This is a genomic window from Hydrogenophaga sp. FG152 (assembly GCF_057809615.1).
In genome coordinates this window covers 240,373-258,884 of the sequence record NZ_JBMDKH010000004.1, presented here as the reverse complement: position 1 = coordinate 258,884, position 18,512 = coordinate 240,373, and the positions used below count along the sequence as shown (strand labels likewise).

General features: G+C 72.3%; 5 protein-coding genes. All 5 read right to left on the bottom strand.

What is annotated here, in order from left to right:
- Window positions 1–13: 13 nt before the first annotated feature.
- Window positions 14–3,418 carry a non-ribosomal peptide synthetase gene (locus ACODTB_RS07255; RefSeq protein ID WP_291116790.1) on the bottom strand — a complete coding sequence of 1,135 codons (3,405 nt, stop codon included), beginning with the start codon at window positions 3,416–3,418 and terminating at the stop codon, window positions 14–16.
- Entirely contained in the window at window positions 3,415–9,930 is a 6,516-nt protein-coding gene (locus ACODTB_RS07250) for a type I polyketide synthase (protein ID WP_488929193.1), read from the bottom strand. The genes ACODTB_RS07255 and ACODTB_RS07250 overlap by 4 nt, the downstream gene beginning before the upstream one ends.
- 24 nt (window positions 9,931–9,954) lie before the next feature.
- Window positions 9,955–10,848 (bottom strand): DMT family transporter, encoded by an 894-nt coding sequence (locus tag ACODTB_RS07245; protein WP_291116784.1) that lies wholly within the window; start codon window positions 10,846–10,848, stop codon window positions 9,955–9,957.
- 147 nt (window positions 10,849–10,995) lie between these two features.
- The gene (locus tag ACODTB_RS07240; RefSeq protein ID WP_291116781.1) at window positions 10,996–11,898 is read right to left on the bottom strand and encodes a hypothetical protein; all 903 of its coding nucleotides are present in this window, start codon (window positions 11,896–11,898) and stop codon (window positions 10,996–10,998) included.
- The gene (locus ACODTB_RS07235) at window positions 11,895–18,512 is read right to left on the bottom strand and encodes a type I polyketide synthase (RefSeq protein ID WP_291116779.1); all 6,618 of its coding nucleotides are present in this window, start codon (window positions 18,510–18,512) and stop codon (window positions 11,895–11,897) included. The genes ACODTB_RS07240 and ACODTB_RS07235 overlap by 4 nt, the downstream gene beginning before the upstream one ends.

Here is an 18,512-nt window from a genome sequence, read left to right as displayed (position 1 = left end):
GGGACCCATCCCCTTACCCCTGAATCTGTTTGGCGGCGCGCGCGCGGGCGCGCTCCAGCGCCCCGCTGGCGCCCGCCGGTGTTGACATGCGTTCGGCCTGCGCAGCCACGGTGGTGCGCTGGAACAGCTCCACCAGCGGGAACTCCTTGCCGAACTCGCGCTGCATCGCCGACTGGAGCCGGACCAGCAGCAGCGAGTGGCCGCCGAGGTCGAAGAAGTTGGCGTGCAGGCCCACGCGCTGGGTGTTCAGCACCTCGCGCCAGAGCGCGGCGACCTGGCGCTGCACCGGCGTCATGAGGGCCTCGTCGGCGAGGTCGGCCGCCTCGTCCACCACCAGCGTCGGCGCCGGCAGGGCCTTGCGGTCCACCTTGCCGTTGGGCGTCAGCGGCAGCGCCTCCAGCACCACGAAGAGGTTGGGCACCATGTACTCGGGCAGCTGCACGCGCAACGTGGCGCGAGCGGCCTCGGTCTCGAAGGTGGCGCCGGGCTGGCTCACGACATAGGCCACCAGGCGCTGATCGCCCGGCGTGTCCTCGCGCACGTGCACCACGCAATCCTTGATGCCCTCGTGTTTCGCGAGCACGGTTTCGATCTCGCCCAGCTCGATGCGAAAGCCGCGCACCTTGACCTGGTGGTCGCGCCGGCCGACGAACTCCATGCGGCCGTCGGCCAGGAAGCGCACCACGTCGCCGGTGCGGTAGACCCGCGCCGGTCCTACGCCGGGCAGGTCCAGCGTCACGAACTTCTCGGCCGTCAGGTCGTCGCGGTTGCGGTAGCCGCGCGCCAGGCCGTCGCCGCCGATGCACAGCTCGCCGCCCACGCCCACCGGTGCCGGCAGGCCCGAGGGCTCCAGCACATAGACCTGGGTGTTGGCGATCGGGCGCCCGATGGAGATCGCGCGCTGCGTGTCGGTGACGCGCCAGACCGTGGACCAGATGGTGGTCTCGGTCGGGCCGTACATGTTCCACAGCTCGCCGCCCGTGGCCAGCAGCTTGTCGGCCAGGTCGCGCGGCAGGCCTTCGCCGCCGCACAGCATCTTCAGGCCGGGCCGGCCTTGCCAGCCGCTGTCCAGCAGCAGGCGCCAGGTGGCCGGCGTGGCCTGCAGCAGCGTGGCCTCGGACCGGTCGAGCAGCGCCGCCAGGCGCACGCCGTCCAGCGCGGTTGCGCGCGAGGCCAGCACCACCGTGCCGCCCACGGTGAGCGGGCCGTGGATTTCCAGGCCCGCGATGTCGAACGACAGGGTGGTCACCGAGACGAATCGGTCCTGCGCGGTGATGCCCGGCTCGCGGTGCATGGACAGCAGGAAGTTCACCACCGAGCGGTGCTCCAGCATCACGCCCTTGGGGCGGCCGGTGGACCCCGAGGTGTAGATCACGTAGGCCAGGTCGCTGGATGCGGCCAGGGGCGCCGGGTTGGCGTTGGGCTGGGTCGCCAGCGTGGGGGCATCGCGGTCCAGGCAGACCGCGCGGATGCCGGCGGGCAGGCCTTCGGCCAGGGCCGACTGGGTCACGACGATGGACAGTTCGGCGTCTTCCATCATGTAGTCGATGCGGTCCTTGGGGAACGCCGGGTCGAGCGGCACGTAGGCCGCGCCGGCCTTGAGCACACCCATCACCGCGACCACCATGTCCTCGCTGCGCTCCATCCACACACCGACCAGCGACTCACGCCCCGCGCCCAGGGCACGCAGGTGGTGGGCCAGCTGGTTGGCGCGGGCATTGAGTTCGGCGTAGCTCAGCGACACGTCCTCGAACCGCAGCGCCACCGCGTCGGGCGTGCTCGCGGCCTGGGCCTCGAACAGGCCGTGCACGGTCTGCTCGACCGGGTACGGCATGGCGGTGGCGTTCCAGTCCAGCAGCAGCTGGCGCTGCTCGTCGTCTGTCAGCAGGGCCAGTTCGCTCACGCGCGCGTCCGGCCGCTCCACGAAGCCTTCGAGCAGCTTGCGGTAGTGGTTGAGCATGCGCTCGATGGTGGAGACGTCGAACAGGTCGGTGTTGTATTCGAAGTAGCAGCGCAGGCCGTGCACGATGTCGAACACGTCCACCGACAGGTCGAAGCGCGAGGCGGTCACGTCCAGGTCCACGCTGTCGCAACGCAGGCCGGGCAGTTCCAGGCTGGTCATGGACAGGTTCTGCAGCACGAACAGCACCTGGAACAACGGCGAATGGTCCAGCTCGCGGCGCGTGCCCAGCTCGTCGACCAGCATGTCGAACGGCATCTCCTGGTGGGCGTAGGCGCGCAGCGCGCGCTCGCGCACGCGGGTCATGAGTTCGCGCACCGTCGGGTCGCCGCTCACGTCGGCGCGCAGCACCAGGTTGTTGGCGAAGAAGCCGATGGTGTGCTCCACCTCGGAACGGTTGCGGTTGGCGATGGCCGAGCCGATGGCGATGTCGGTCTCGCCGCTGTAGCGGTGCATGAGCACCTGGAAGGCCGAGAGCATCACCATGAACAGCGTCGTGCCCTCGGCGCGGCCGAAGGCCTTGAGGCGGTCGGAGAACGCGGGCGTGAGCTGCAGCGCGCAGCGCGAGCCATGGGTGGTCTGCACCGGCGGGCGGGGCCGGTCGGTGGGCAGCTGCAGCATCGACGGCAGGCCGGCGAGTTCGCGCTTCCAGAACGCCAGGTGCTCGTCGATCGCGCCCTGCGCGAAGGCGCGGCGCTCCCATTCGGCGTAGTCGTAGTACTGGATGGGCGGCTCGACCACCGTCACCTCGTGGCCGGTCGCCAGGCGCGAATACAGGTCGCGGAACTCCAGCATGAAGATGCCGAGCGACAGGCCGTCGGACACGATGTGGTCCAGCGCGAAGGCGAACACCTGCTGCTGTCCGCTCTCGCGGATCAGGCCGGCGTGCAGCAGGGGCGCCTGCGACAGGTCGAACGGGCGCCGCGCGATGCTTTCGATCGCCTGCTTGCACGCGGCGTCGCGCGCGCCGCCCTGCAGCGGCGAGATGTCGATGCGGTCCAGGTGCACGCGGGCGTGCGGGTCGATCACGAAGCGCGGTTCGCCCTGCACCGAGATGAAGCGCGTGCGCAGGCTTTCGTGCCGCGCCACCAGCACCGCCAGCACGCGCTCGAGCACGGCTTCATCCAGCGGCCCGCTGATGCGCAGCGCCGCCGCGATGTTGTAGGCGTGGCTGGTGGGGTCCATCTGGCGCAGGAACCACAGCCGCTGCTGGGTGTGCGAGATCGGCATGTCGGCCTGGCGCGGCACGCGCTCCAGCGCCGGCAGCACCGAGCGGGCGGGCGCCGTGCCGTGCGCCGCCAGGTAGGCCTTGACCTCGTCCTTGCGCCGCCCGAGTTCCTCGCGGAGTTCGGCCGTCACCGCGCCTTTGGGCGCGTTGACGCTGAGCCGGTCTCCGTCGAGTTTCAGATGGATGTCCAGCCCTTGAAGCCGCTTGATCAACTCAACGGTATCGCTCACAACGTGAGTTCCTCCCGGCTGTTGGCGTCGGAGGCATCCGAGGTGTCGTCATCGCCATAGAGGCTGTTCAGGTGGGTCGCCATCTCGCCCACCGAGGGCCATTCGAAGGCGGCCGTGGCGGCCACGCTGCGGCCCAGCGCCTGCTGCAGGCGGTTGCGCAGTTCCACCGAGGTGAGCGAGTCCAGGCCCAGCGCGGTGAAGGTCTGGTCCACCGGGATCGATTGCGGCGAACCCGCCAGGCCCAGCACGGTGGCCAGCTCGCGGCGCACCAGCGTCACCAGCTGTTCGCGCCGCTCCTTGGCCGGCAGGCTGGCGTAGTCCACGCGCGCGGCGCTGCCCTGGGCCTGGCCGCCGCCGCGGTTCTGCGCGGCCGCGAGCAGGTCCGACAGGAGCCTGGGCGCCTGCCCGGCCGGCATCTGCTGGCCCAGCAGCGCCCAGTCGATCGGCGCGACCGAGCTGCGGGTGGCGTTGTCGCGCAGCAGAACGCTCAGCGCCTGCATGCCCTCCGCCGGCGACAGCGAGGCCAGGCCTTGCGCACCCGCCTTGGAGACCGTGCCGGCGCGCACCGCCATGCCCACCTCGCTCCACGCGCCCCAGTTGACGCTGAGGGCGGCGCGGTCCGCGTCGCGGCGCTGGCGCGCCAGCGCATCGAGAAAAGCGTTGGCCGCCACGTAGTTGCCCTGCCCCGCCGAGCCGAACACGGCCGACAGCGAGGAGTAGAAGACCACGAAGTCGGGCCGATGGCCGGCGCGCTCCAAGGCCACGCTCAGGCGCCACGCACCGTCGGCCTTCGGCCCCATCACGGTGGCGAAGCGCTCCGGCGTCTGCTTGATGAGCACGCCGTCGTCGAGCACCGCCGCACCGTGGATGACACCGCCCAGCGCGGGCATGTCCTTCAGGGCCGCCATGAGGCGCGCGATGCCCTCGGCCGTGGCCACATCGGCCGAGACCGTCTTCACGCTCACGCCCTCGGCTTCCATGGCCGCGATGGCGTCGCGCGCGGTGGCGTCGGGTTCGCTGCGACCGGCCAGCAGCAGGTGGCGCGCGCCCTCGCCTGCCAGCCATTGGCCTGCCAGCAGACCCAGGCCCTTGAGACCACCGGTGACGAGGTAGGTGGCGTCGTCGCGCACCGCCTGCGGCACCTTGGGCGGGTCCACGCGGTGGCGGAACACCACGCGGCCGATGTGCTTGGCCTGCGCCATGTAGCGGAAGGCGTCGGGCGCGCTCTCGAACGGGAAGGTGGTGCAAGGCAGCCACGGCAGCACGCCGGACTCGATCTCCTGCAGCACGCGCGTGAAGATCTGGCCCACGATTTCCGGTGTGTCGCGCGCGTTGTCGTTGCAGTCGACGATGTGGTACTCGATGCCCCGGTTGAGCTCGGCCACGCGCTCGTGCGTCCACAGGCCGCGCTTGCCGATCTCCAGAAAGATGCCGCCGTCGGAGAGGCATTCGAAGCTGCGGTCCAGCAGGTGGCCGGCGAGCGAGTTGAGCACCAGGCGCACACCTTTGCCTTCGGTGATGCGGGCGATCTCGTCGGCGAAGGAGTCGCTGCGCGAGTCCAGCGGATGGTGCACACCGAGGCGGCGCAGTTCCTCGCGCTTCTCGGGGCTGCCGGCGGTGGCGAATATCTCGGCGCCCGCGCGGCGGGCCAGCGCGATGGCGGCCATGCCCACGCCGCCCGCGCCCGAGTGGATCAGCACGCGGTCGCCCTTGCTCATCTTGCCCAGCAGGTTGAGCGTGATGTCGGCCGTGAGGTAGGCGGTGGGGATGGCGGCACCCTGCTCGAAGCTCACGCCATCGGGCAACGGTGCGACGAATTCCCAGCGCGCGACCGCGTGGCTGGAGAAGGCGCCTTCGAGCATCGCGACCACGCGGTCGCCGACCTTGAACTGCGTCACGCCCTCGCCCACAGCCACGACCTCACCCGAGGCATCGCTGCCCAGGTGGCGAATCTCGCCGGGGTACATGCCCAGCGCGCTGAGCACGTCGCGGAAGTTCAGGCCGCTGGCGCGCACCCGGATCTCGACCTCGCCCCGGCCCGGCGCGCGGCGTTCCATCGCACCCAGGTTCAGGTTTTCAAGCGTGCCGCGCTCGGTGATGTTCAGGCGGATCGGCGCGTCGTCGATGTGCGGCGCGCTGGAACGCGGCTGGCGCGCCAGGCGGGCGGCATAGCGCACGCCCTTGCGCAGCGCGACCTGGTTCTCTTCGCTGCCGGACAGCATTTCGTCGAGCAGCAGGCGCGCATCGCTGGGCGTGGCTTGCGGATCGAGGTCCACCAGGGTCACGCGCAGCTCGGGGTGCTCGGTCGCGGCCACCCGCGCCAGGCCGGCCACCGGGGCCTGGGTGATGCGCAGTTCCTCGGTGCCGTCCACCGACTGGCTGCCGGCGGTGGCGATCCACAGGCGCGGCGCCGACGGCAGCCCGGCCTGCGCCAGGGCCTGCAGGGTCAGCAGCGCGGCGTCCACGCCGAAGCGCTGCACCGCGCTGGGCAGGTCGTCGTCGCGCAGCGCCGGCACGCGCAGCGGCCACAGCGACACCACGCCACGCAACGCGCCACGCTCGGCGGCCTTGGCCACCAGGCGGGCGTACTCGCCGGCCTGGGTCTCGTCGATCACCGTGGCGCCCGCTCCGGCCGCGCTGCCCGAAGGCAGCACACGCAGGGCCTGGCCGCCACGCTGGGCGATCTCGTCGGCCAGCCGCTGGCCGCGGCCCTGGCCTTCGTCGAACACCAGCCAGATGCCTTCGGCGGTGGCGGGTTCGGCCACCAGGGCCTCGGGCTTCCATTGCAGTTCGTAGAGCCAGTCGGCCACCTGCGCGTCCACGCGCTGGCGGAACAGTTCGCGGCTGGCGCGGCGGCAGCGCAGGCCTTCGAGCAGGGCCACGGGCTGGCCGTCGGGCGTCTCGATGTGCACGTCGAGCACCAGCATGTCGCTGTGCGGCGGCGCCGGGCGCACGCGCGCATGGCTGCGCAGCGTGGCGGTGGGCGTGGCGTTCCAGAGGTAGCGGTCCACGCCGATGGGCAGGTAGAAGCGGCCGTCGTTGGCGCTGGGCAGCGTGTCCATGGCGACCGCCGAGGTGTGGAAGCAGGCGTCGAGCAGCGCCGGGTGCATCAGGTACTTGCCGGCATCGGCCTGCACCGCGTCGGTCAGCACGATCTCGCCAATGGCTTCGCCTTCACCGCACCAGACGCGCTTCATGCCCCGGAAGCCGGCGCCGAAATCGACGCCCAGCTTGCGCACCTTGTCGTAAAACGGCGCGACCTCGACCTCGTTGGTCAATCGCTTCGCCGCCTCGGCCACCGGCGACACCGGCACCGCCTCGACCGGGCCACGCAGCGGCTCGGCGCTGGCGTGCTGGGCCCATTCGGCATCGGGCCGCTTCGCGTCGCGGCTGAACACCCGCACGCGCGAGGGCGCACCGCCCAGGGCCTTGTCCACCGAGACCTGCATGAGCCGCTGCTCGCCGTCGAGCAGGGGCATGGGTTCGCCGATCTCCACCGCCGTGAGCCCGGTGACGGCCGGGTCGGCCTGCCGCGCCCCGGCCAGCGCGGCCTCGAGGTAGGCGGTCAGCGGCATCACGGCCTCGGACGCGATCACGTGGTCCGCCACCCAGGCCGGGCTGGTGGCGTCCACCGTGCGTTCGAACTGCGCGGCCACGCCGGCCACGTTCAGGCGCTCGCCGAGCAGGTCGTGCACCGAGTCGCCGGCCACGCGGCGGGCGCGCGGCGCGAAGGGCACGAGGTAGGCCTGGCGCTGGAAGGGGTACAGCGGCAGCTCCAGGCTGTGGCGCACGCCCGGGCCCTGCACCGCCGTCCAGTTCAGTTTCGCGCCACGCACATACAGGCGCGCCACGCTGTCGAGCATCTGTTCCCAGCCGCCCTTGCTGCGCTTGAGCGAGGGCAGCCAGTCGGTCGCCGTGCCTTCGGGCACGCACTGCATGCCCAGGCCGATGAGCGTGGGATTGGGCCCGACTTCGAGGTGCACGTCGCACTGCGTGGCGGCCAGCGCGCGCGCGCCGCTTTCGAATGCCACCGGTGCGCGCACGTGGCTGGCCCAGTAGTCGGCCATGCGGCTGCCCCACTTCGCCCAATCCATGGGGGCGCCGTCGAGGTTGGAGATCCAGGTGAGCGTGGGCGCCGAATGCGCCACGCTCGCGGCGAGCTGGCGGAATTCTTCCACCATGGGGTCCATCAGCGGCGAGTGGAAGGCGTGCGACACCGACAGCGCCTGCGTGCGCAGGCCCTGCTCGGCCAGGCGCGCCGCGATGGCGGCCACTTCGGCGCCGGCACCGGCGATCACCAGGTTGCCCGGCGCGTTGAAGGCCGCGACCGACACCTTGTCGGCGTGCGGCGCGATCTCGCGCTGCACCAGCGCCGCATCGCCCTGCACCGCCACCATGGCGCCGCCGGCCGGCAGCGCCTGCATCAGCCGGCCCCGGGCCGCAATCAGGCGCGCGCCATCTTCCAGGCTGAACACGCCCGCGACCACGGCGGCGGCGAATTCGCCCACGCTGTGGCCGATCACCACCGTGGGCTCGATGCCCCAGCTGCGCCAGGTGGCGGCCAGCGCGACCTCGATGGCGAACAGCGCGGGTTGGGTGAAACCGGTCTGGTCCAGGCTGCCACCGGTCTCCTCGAACATCACCTCGCGCAACGGCCGGCCCAGCAAGGGGTCGAGCACGGCCGCGCAGCGGTCGATCGTGGCCTTGAACACGGGCTCGGCGTCGTAGAGCTCGCGGCCCATCCCGACGTACTGCGCGCCCTGCCCGGTGAAGAGGAAGGCCACGCGGTTGCGGCCGCTGGCCGAGACGGAACCCTGCACGGCCGACTGGCCGGTGCTGGCGAGTTCGCGCAGCTGGGCCTGCATGCCGGCGCGGTCGGCCGCGACCAGCACCGTGCGCAGCAGGTGGTGCGAACGGCCGATGGCGGCGGTGGCGCACACGTCGGCCAGGGCATCGGCCGGGCGTTGTTCCAGGTGGTCGGCGTAGCGCAGCGCCAGCGCCTGCAGCGCCGCGTCGTTCTTGGCCGACAGCGGCATGGCGTACAGGGGCCGGGCCGGTGCGGCCTCCGGCGCGGCGGCTACGGGTGGCTCGGCCACCAGCACGTGGGCGTTCATGCCGCTGAAACCGAAAGCACTGGCGCCCGCGATGCGGCGCGCGCCACCCACGGGTTGCCAGTCGTGCAGCGCGGTGCTCACGCGCACCGGCAGCGTGTCCCAGGGGATGGACGGCGTGAGCTGCTTCACGTGCAGGCTGGCGGGCAGTTTCTGGTGGCGCAGCGCCATCACCAGCTTGATCACGCTGGCCACACCGGAGGCGGCTTCCAGGTGGCCGATGTTGGATTTGACCGAACCGACCTCGAAAGGCTGGTGCATGGCCCGGCCTTCGCCGTACACGGCGGCCAGCGCCTCGACCTCGATCGGGTCACCCAGCGAGGTGCCGGTGCCGTGGGCCTCGACGTAGCTCACGTCCGTCGGTTTGAGGCGGGCCGAGGCCAGCGCCTGGCGCACCACTTCCTGCTGGGCCAGGCCGTTGGGCACGGTCAGGCCGCTGGAGCGGCCGTCCTGGTTGATCGCCGAGCCGGGGATCACGCCCAGGATGCGGCGGCCGTTGGCCACGGCGTCGGACAGGCGCTCGAGCACGATCAGGCCGCAGCCCTCACCGCGCACGAAGCCGTTGGCCGAGGCATCGAAGGTCTTGCAGCGGCCGTCGGGCGACAACATGCCCCACTTGGAGATCAGCACGAAGGGGTCGGGCGAGAGGATGGCGTTGACGCCGCCCGCCAGCACCAGGTTGCTTTCGCCGTTGCGCAGGCTCTGGCAGGCGGTGTGGATCGCCACCAGCGAGGACGAGCAGGCGGTGTCGATCGCCATGCAGGGGCCGCGGAAGCCGAAGGTGAAGGACACGCGGCCGGCGGCGGCGTTGAGCGCGGTGCCGGTGGCCAGGTAGATGTCGCTGCGGGCCGGGTCGGCCACGTCGATGCGGTTGGAGTAGTCCATCGACGTGATGCCGACGAACACGCCGGTCAGGCTGCCGTCGAGCTGGTCGGTCGGGATCGCAGCATGCTCCATCGCCTCCCAGGCCACCTCCAGCAGCAGCCGCTGCTGCGGGTCCACGCCCGCGGCCTCGCGCGGCGACATGCCGAAGAAGCTGGGTTCGAACTGGTCGATGTCTTTCAGGAAGCCGCCGGCCTTGGTGCGCGCCTTGCCCTGCTTGCTCGGGTCCGGGTCGTAGTACGCGTCCACCTCCCAGCGGTCGGCGGGCACCTCGCCCACCACGTCCTTGCCCTCGGTCAGCAGGTTCCAGAAGCTGTCGGCGTCTTCCGCGCCACCGGGCACGCGGCAGGCCATGCCCACGATGGCGATCGGCTCGTGTTTCGCGTTCTCGACCGCATCCAGGCGGGACTGCAGGCGCTCGATGGCGCCGAGCGCGTTCTGCAGCATGTTGCGCCGATCGGCGGCGGGCGCCGGCTGGGCGGGCGTCGATTCAGGGGGGTTGGTCCGATCTGACTGCATATCACTTCCTCACTGAAAACTTCATCACGGCGTCGACCGCGCCATCACCGCGTCGCGGGCATGCAGGCGCGGCTCGCGCAGCCAAAGGCAGAGCGCAGCACCAACGATCAACAGGAGCCCCAGCGCCATGCGCGGGACCGACATATCATGCCCCAGCCCTGCCACCCAGAAGAGCGGCACGGTGAAGGCAATTTGTAAATACGCGAAGGGTGCCGAAATACTCACGGGCGCGGCGGCGGCAGAGCGGTCCAGCGCGAGCAAGGCCACGTAACCGAGCAGGCCGATCGCCACCATGGTGAGCAGGTCGGTCAGCGGTGGCGTGATCCACAGGCCGGGCATGGCGGGCGTGAGCGCCACGAACACACCGGCGGCGGTGTAGAACAGGTTGGTGCGGGTGGTCTCGGTGCGCAGCGAGCGCGTCATCACCACGTAGACGCTGAAGCACAGGGCCATGCCCAGGGGATAGACCAGCAGCGACGGCCCCGGCAGCCCGTGCAGGCCGTTGACCAGCAGGCCGCCCAGGCAGGCCACGAAGGTGGCCACCCAGACCAGCAGCGGCACGCGGTCCTGCAGAAACACCCAGGCCAGCCCGAGGATCAGCACCGGGCTGATCCAGAAGATGGTCATGACCGAATGCCCGGGCACGCCCATCTGCATGCCGATCACCCAGGACGCGGGCATGCCCAGCATCAGCAGCGAGCGCGCCACATGGAACACCGGGCGGCGCGTCTGCCAGAGCGAGGCCGGCTCGCGCCATCCCCACAGCGCCAGCATCAGCGCCAGGTGCACGGCATAGCGCGTCCAGACCACCTGGTACGGGGAGTAGTGGCGCAGCACGTTCGCCGCCATGGCCTCGATCCCCGCCCACAGCAGGACGAAGGCCAGCATCAGCAGGATGGCGCGGCGGTTGGCAGTCATTTCAGTGCCCCACGACGAAAGCAGCAGCCCCATCCAGAGGCATCGAGGGTCCGGCTCCGCCGGCCCGAAATGCCGTCCCCCCTCGAAGCGCCGAAGGCGCGCCACGGAGGGGGGAAGCCGCGCAGCGGCGCAGGGGGGTGCCTCATGTCAATCCAGACCGGCGTGGCCGGTGTCGGCCAGCAGGGAGGTCATGTGCCAGGACGAGCCACGCCGGCGACGGCGCAGCGCCAGCCACAGGCCGGCGGCGAGCAGCACAACGCCCACGGCGATGAGGCCCGGCAGCGGGTGCGCTGCCACCCAGGCGAAGGCCAGTGTGAAACCGATCTGCAGGTACAGCAGCGGCGCGGTGCGCGAGATCGGCGCCACCGCCGTCAGCCGCTCCAGCGCCAGCAGCGCGCCCAGGCCCAGTACCGCCACGCCCCCGAGCAGCAGCAGATCGGGCGCGCTCGGCGTCACCCAGCCCGAGGGCATCAGCGGCAACAGCAGCAGGCAGGCGCCCAGGCCGGTGTAGAACAGGTTCACACGGGTGGGCTCGGCGTGCAGCAGGCGCGTCATCACCACGTACACGCTGAAGCAGGCGGCCATGGCCACCGGGAACACCAGCAGCTCGGGCCGGGGCAGCACGTGCGGGCCCAGCAGCAGGAACACGCCCACGCTGGCCGCCGCCGCGAAGCCGAAGAGACGCAGCGGCACGCGCTCGCGCAGCACCAGGCGCGACAGGCCCAGGATCATGAGCGGCGCGATCCAGAACACCGCCAGGAAGGTGACCGGGGCCAGGCCCCGCTGCACACCGAGCGACCAGCAGGCCGGCATGCCCACCATCATCGCGGCGCGGAACAGCTGCGACACCGGCCGGCGCGTGCGCCACAGCGAAGGGCCGTTGCCGCGCCCGAACAGCATCCACAGCAAGGCCAGGTGCAGCGCGAAGCGCAGGCACACGACCTGCGCGAGGCCGTAGCGCTGCAGGAGCACGCCGGTGAGCGCCTCCTCGGCCGCCCACAGGGCCACGAAGATGATCGTCAGGCGCATGCCAAGGGATCGGTATTTCATCGGGTCTGCTCCAGTCGGGCCAGCAAGCGGGCCTCCAGTTCGTCGTCGCTGAGCGAATCCAGGTCCGCATCGGCATCGGGCACCTCGACCTCGGCCACCGCGGCGGGCGCTGCGGTGGGTGCCGGTGGTGCGGCCGGCTTGACGGTGAGCTGGGTTTCCAGAAAACGCGCGAGCGCGCCCACGTTGGGGTAGTTGAAGGTCAGCGTGGATGGCAGCGCACGCGCCGCGCCGCGCTCCAGCCGCCGCTTGAGTTCGACCGCCATCAGCGAGTCCATGCCCAGGTCGAACAGGCCGGTGGCGATGGGCACCACAGCCGGCCCGGCCAGGCCGAGCACCGAGGCCACCTCCTGCCGCACGAACTCGACCAGCAGGTCGTGGCGCATCGCGGGCGGCGCGGCCTCCAGCCGCGCCTGCAGCGAAGGCCCGCTGTCCGCGCGCGGCGCTTGCACCACGGCGGCGCGCGGCGCGACGCCCAGGTGCGACAGCAGCGGGCGCGAGCGGCGCGCTTCGTGCAAGGCCTTGAGCGCGGTCCAGTCCACCTGGGCCACGACCGCCTGCCGCGCCGTGCCGCCCAGCAGGCGGCCCAGCGCGTCCAGCGCGTCGGCCGCGGCCATGGGCTGCAGGCCGCCTTCGCGGTAGCTGCGCTGGTCGTCGCTGGAGGCCAGCCGCATCACCTCCCAGGTGCCCCAGTTCACCGAGATCACGCGGCGCGAGGCATCGCTGGCCTCAGCCAGCGTGTCGAGGAAGGCGTTGGCGGCCGCGTAGTGGGCCAGCCCCGAGGCGCCGAGCAAGGCGGTGGTCGAGGAGAACAGCACCAGGAAATCGAGCGGCATGCCGCGCGTGAGGCGGTCGAGCACCAGCGTGCCCGTGAGCTTGGGTGCCAGCATCTGGCGCACCATCGCGTCGTCGAGCTGAAGCAGCGGCGCGGCGCTCAGCGCGGCGGCGGCGTGCATCACGCCGCGCAGCGGCGGCGCCTCCCGCTTGAGCTGTTCGAAGGCGCGCGCCATGGCGGCTTCGTCGGCCACGTCGGCCTGCACGGTGTGCACCGTCGCGCCCAGGGCCTCGATCTCGGCCACGCCGGGCGCGCCAAGGTCGGGGTTGCGCCCCAGCAAGGCGATGTGGCGCGCGCCGTGTTCGGCCAGCCAGCGCGCCACCACCAGGCCCAGGCCACCGAAGCCGCCGGTGACGAGGTAGCAGGCATCGGCGCTGAAGCTCGGCGCCGACGCGGGCGGCGTGTCGGCCTGGACCAGGCGCGCCACGCGGCGCTGGCCATCGCGCCAGGCCACCTGGTCTTCACCGTCCACCGCATCGAGCGCTTCCAGCAGCGTGTCCACGGTCGAAGCCGAAGGCAGGTCGATCAGGCCGCCCCAGGCGCCGGGCTGTTCGAGCGAGAAGCCGCGTCCCCAACCCCACAGCGGCGCCTGCCAGGCGGCGCCCGGGCTCATGGCGCCACCGGCTCCGCCCTGCACGCCCTGCGTCACGAACCGGATGCGGCCCTGCCCTTGCGCGGCCGCCGCCAGCCAGCGGCGCGGCCCTTCGCCCGCGAGCGTGTGGGCCAAGGCGGCGGCTTCGCGGTCGTCCAGACCGCGCGAGGCCAGTTCCAGCGCCGCCAGGTAAATGATCTCGCCCAGCGCACCGGCGGGCGGCACCGCGTCCGCCGCCAGGGTCTGCACCTGGTCGCCGCGCGCGCGCAGGCGCCCGGCCAGCGCCTGGCCCAGACCCTGCAGGTCGCCCACCAGGGTCCAGGCCTGGCCGCCCAGCGGGGCTTGCGCCAGCATCAGCGCCTGCTGGGCCGCGCCGCGCGTGGTCCAGCGGTCGTCGGGCACCGCGCAGGCGCCCTGGAAGCCCAGGCCTTGCAGCGTGTCCAGCCAGGCGCTGCGCGGCACCAGGGGGTAGTCCGGGCGCAGGGCGGCATCGGTGAATCGCCACCAGCCTTCGGTGAGGCCGAAGGTGAGGTCCACCCAGCGTTCCGGGGCCACGCCTTCCAGCAGGAACAGCATGGCGCCCGGCGCCATCAGGCTTTTCGCGTGGCGCAGGGTCTGGGCCAGGTCGGCGGTGGCGTGCAGCACGTTGGCCGCGATCACGATGTCGTAGGCGCCGGCCGCAAAACCCTGCGCCTGCGGGTCGCGCTCGATGTCGAGCAGTGCGTGGCGCACGAAGGGATAGGCGGCAAAGTTCTCGGCCGCACGCTCCAGGAACAGCGGCGAGAGGTCGGTGAAGGTGTACTCGGTGCGCTCGGCCGGCAGCAGCGGCAGCACGTAGGTGGTGGTGCCGCCGGTGCCGGCGCCGATCTCCAGCACGCGCAGGCGCGCGCCGGCAGGCAGCTGGGCAATGGCCGATTGCAAGGCTTCACCGAGCGCGCGGTTGTAGGTCTGCGCGTAGGGCGAGTCCACGTAGAGCTTGCGCGCCTCGTCGAACGAGCCGCCCGGGAACAGCAGTTGCAGCGGGTCCTGCTCGCCGCGCAGCACAGCGGCCAGCGCGGGCCCGCAGCGGCGCAGCGTGCGCAGCTCGCCGTCGACCTCGCCGAAGGTCTGCATCAGCGTGTCGTAGCGCGCGGCCGCATCGGCCGTGCCCAGGCGGGCGAGCACCGTGTGGCGATCCCCTTCGCGGCGCAGCAGGCCGTCTTCGGCCAGCATCTGCAGCAGGCGCGCGAACAGGCGTTCGTGGCGCGGCACCACGCCCAGGCGCTGCGATTCACCGGCGGTGTCGAACCCGCGCCCCGGCGTGTCGTCGAAGCCGAGCTGGCGCAAGGCGGTGGCGACGTGGTCGGCGCTCAGGCGATCGAGTTCGGGCAGCAGCCGTTCGTACACGGCCAGGCCGTGCTCGGCCGCCAGCGCGCCGAAGCGCTCGCGCAGGGCCGGCGCGAGGCCGGCGGGATCGGGCAGCGAGGCGGCGGCCGGCGCATGGGCCGGCGCGTCTTCCCACACCACCTCATGGAACAGGCCATGGCCCGAGGCATGGCCCAGGGACCGTGCCAGCGCGTCGCGCGAGGCGCGGCGCAGGTGCACGCCGCGGATCTGGCCGAGCACGCCGCCGTCGAGCGAGCGCAGGGTGACTTCGGCCTGCCATTCGGGCGGCTGCGGCGCCTGGCCTGCCGCGTTGAGCAGGCGGGCATGGCACCACAGGCTGGCGGGCAGCGGGCCGGCCAGGTCGATGCGGTCCAGGCCGGTGAAGAGGTAGGTGTGTTCGGTGTCGTCAGTCTGCGGCAGGGTCAGGCCGATGGACTGCAAGGCACCATCGAGCAGCGCGGGGTGTGCCCAGGTCACGGGCTCGTCGGCACAGGCGGTGGGCAGCGCGATGCGCGCCAGGGCCTCGCCGTCGCGGCGGTGCACGTCCTGCAGGCTGCGGAAAGCGGGCCCGAGGTGGATGCCCAGGGCTTCGAGGCGCTGGTGGTAGCCCTCGCCACTGGTGGCCGCGCCCAGCGCGTCGCGCGTGGCGGTGAAGCTGGTGGTGTCGGCACCGGCCTGGGCCTGCTGCGCGCTGCTGGGCTGCAGCCGGCCGCTGGCGTGCAGGTGCCATTCGCCCGACCCATCGGCCGCCTGGCTGTAGACGGAGAACGGCTGCGAACCACCGGACTCGGGGCCCAGGTGGGTCTGCACGGTGCGGCCCGCCTCGGGCAGCACCAGGGGTTCGAGGATCTCGAAGGCCTCGACCGCGCGCAGCGCACGGCCGTTCACGGCCTGGGCCGCGCCTTGCGCGAGCTCCAGCAGCAGCGGGCCGGGCACCAGCACCACGCCCTGCACCACGTGGTCGGCCAGGTAGGGCGTGCTCGCGGGCGACAGCAGGGTCTCGAAGATCGGCACGGCGGTCGGCAGGCGCCGGCCCGGCAGGCCGCTGGGCGCCGGCGCGCGCACGGCTTTTTCGGCGGTCGGCGTGATCCAGAAATCGCGCCGTTCGAAGGGATAGGTCGGCAGGTCCACGCGCTGGCGCGCGTAGGGGCGATCCACGCCGGCCCAGTCGACTGCCGCACCCTGCACGTACAGCGCGGCCAGGCTGGCGTTGAGTTCGTGCCAGTCGCTCTTCTCGCGCCGCAGTGAGGTCAGCAGCAGGTGGTCCTGCTCGGGCAGGCTGCGCTGGGCCAGGGCCATCAGCACCGGGTGCGGGCCGACCTCCAGGAACACGCGGTAGCCCTGCTTCGCCAGCGAGGCGATGCCTTCGGCGAAGCGCACCGGCTCGCGCAGGTGGCGGCGCCAGTAAGCCGCATCGGGCGCGCCCGGCGCGGGCAGCGCGGCGCCGCCGGTCACGTTCCAGGCCACGGGAATCTGGGGCGCGCGCATGCTCACGGCACGGGCGCAGGCTTCCATCGCGTCGAGCGCGGGCGCCACCAGGGGCGAGTGCGCGGCGAGCGAGACGAACAGCTTCTGGCCCTGCACATTGCGCGTGGCGAAGTCGGCCAGCAAGGCGTCGACGGCCTTCGCATCGCCCGAGACCACCAGGCTGTCGGGCGCGTTGATGGCGGCGATGGCCAGGCGATCGGCCATGGGCGCGATGGCCCGGCCCACCTCGTCGGCCGAGGTGAACACGGCGGCCATGGCGCCGCCGGGCGGCAGCGCCTGCATCAGGCGGCCGCGCTCGGCGATGAGCTTGAGGCCTTCCTCGAGCGTGAACACACCGGCCACGCAGGCCGCCACGTACTCGCCCACGGAATGGCCGATCACGGCCGCGGGTTCGATGCCCCAGGCGCGCCAGAGCTGCGTGAGCGCGTATTCGACGGCGAAGAGCGCTGGCTGCGTCCAGGCGGTTTCGTGGATGGCCGCGCCTTCGGCCGGCCCGGCGCGCAGCACGGACTTGAGCGTGCGGCCCTGGGCGTCGGCGCCCAGCAGGCTGTCGCAGCGGTCGATGATGTCGCGGTACAGCGGCGAGGCGGCATACAGCGCCTCGCTCATGCCAGGGTACTGCGAGCCCTGGCCGGTGTAGAGGAAGACCACCTCGGGGGCCACGCCCGGCGTGGCGGTGCCCCGGTACAGCGCGGGGTGTTCGCGACCCTGGGCGAAGGCCTGCAGGGCGGCGCGCGCTTCCTGCGCATCGCTGGCCACCACGGCCAGGCGCTCGGCGAAATGCGAGCGGCCCACGCCGGCGGTGTGGGCCACGTCCGCCAGCGGCGCGCCAGCCGCGAGCGCATCGGCGAAGCGGGCGGCGAGCGCGCGCAGGGCGGGCTCGGAGCGGGCCGAGAGCGGCAGGCAGTGCACCGGGCGCTGGTCGCCCGAGGCGGCGGCCACGGGCGCCGGGGCCTCTTCGATCACGACGTGCGCGTTGGTGCCACTGAAGCCGAAGGAGCTCACGCCGGCGCGGCGCGGGCGTTCGCCGCGCGGCCAGGCATGGCCGTCGCGCGTCACGCTCACGGGGTACTGCGACCAGGCGATGTGCGGGCTGGGTTCGCTGAAATGCAGGTGCCGGGGGATGCGGCCGTGTTGCAGCGCGAGGATCACCTTGATGACGCCGGCCACGCCGGCCGCCGATTCGAGGTGGCCGATGTTGGTCTTGACCGAGCCGATCAGCAGCGGGTTCGCCGCGTCGCGGCCCGGGCCGAGCGCGCCGGCCAGGGCCCGCACCTCGATCGGGTCGCCCAGCGAGGTGCCGGTGCCGTGGGCCTCCACGTAGCCGATGTCGGCCGGGGCCACGCCCGCATCGGCCAGCGCGGCGCGGATCACCGCTTCCTGCGCCGGGCCGTTGGGCACGGTGAGGCCACCGCTGCGGCCGTCCTGGTTGGCGGCGCTGCCGCGGATGACCGCGAGCACGCGGTCGCCGTCGGCCTGGGCGTGGCTCAGGCGCTTGAGCACCAGCACGCCGCAGCCCTCGCCGCGCGCGAAACCGTCGGCCGACGCGTCGAAGGTCTTGCAGCGGCCGTCGGGCGCGAGCATGTGCGCCTTGGTGAGGGCAATGGTGGTCTCGGGCGAGCACATCAGGTTCACGCCCCCGGCCAGCGCGGTGCGCGACTCGCCGCTGCGCAGGCTCTGGCAGGCCACGTGCAGCGCCACCAGCGAGGACGAGCAGGCGGTGTCGATCGACATGGCCGGCCCTTGCAGGCCGAGGAAATACGAGACGCGGCCCGAGGCCACGCTGTGCGCGTTGCCCGAGGCGATGTAGGCGTCGATGCTGTCGCTGCCGCGTTGCAGCACGCGGTGGAAGTGGTCGCTGTTGCACAGGCCGAAGAAGACGCCGGTGGGCGAGCCGGCCAGGCCTTCGGGCGAGAGACCGGCCTGCTCCAGCGCTTCCCACGAGACCTCCATCAGCAGGCGCTGCTGCGGGTCCATGGTGAGGGCCTCGCGCGGCGAGATGCCGAAGAAGGCGGGGTCGAAACCGGCCACGTCGTCCAGGAAGCCACCGTTGCGCACCGACATGCGGGCCGGGGCGTCGGGATCGGCGTCGAAGAAGGCGTCCTTGTCCCAGCGGTCGGCGGGCACGTCGCGGATCGCGTCGCGCCCGGCGTCGAGCAGGTCCCAGAAGGCCTCGGGGCTGGTGGCGCCGCCGGGAAAGCGGCAGCCCATGCCGATCACCGCGATCGGCTCGTTCGAGTGCGTGCCGGCGGCTTCCGCCTTTTCGTGCAGCTCCAGCGCCAGCAGCGCCAGGCGCTTGGGCGAGAGTTTGCTGATGCGGTCGAGAAAGTCGCTCAT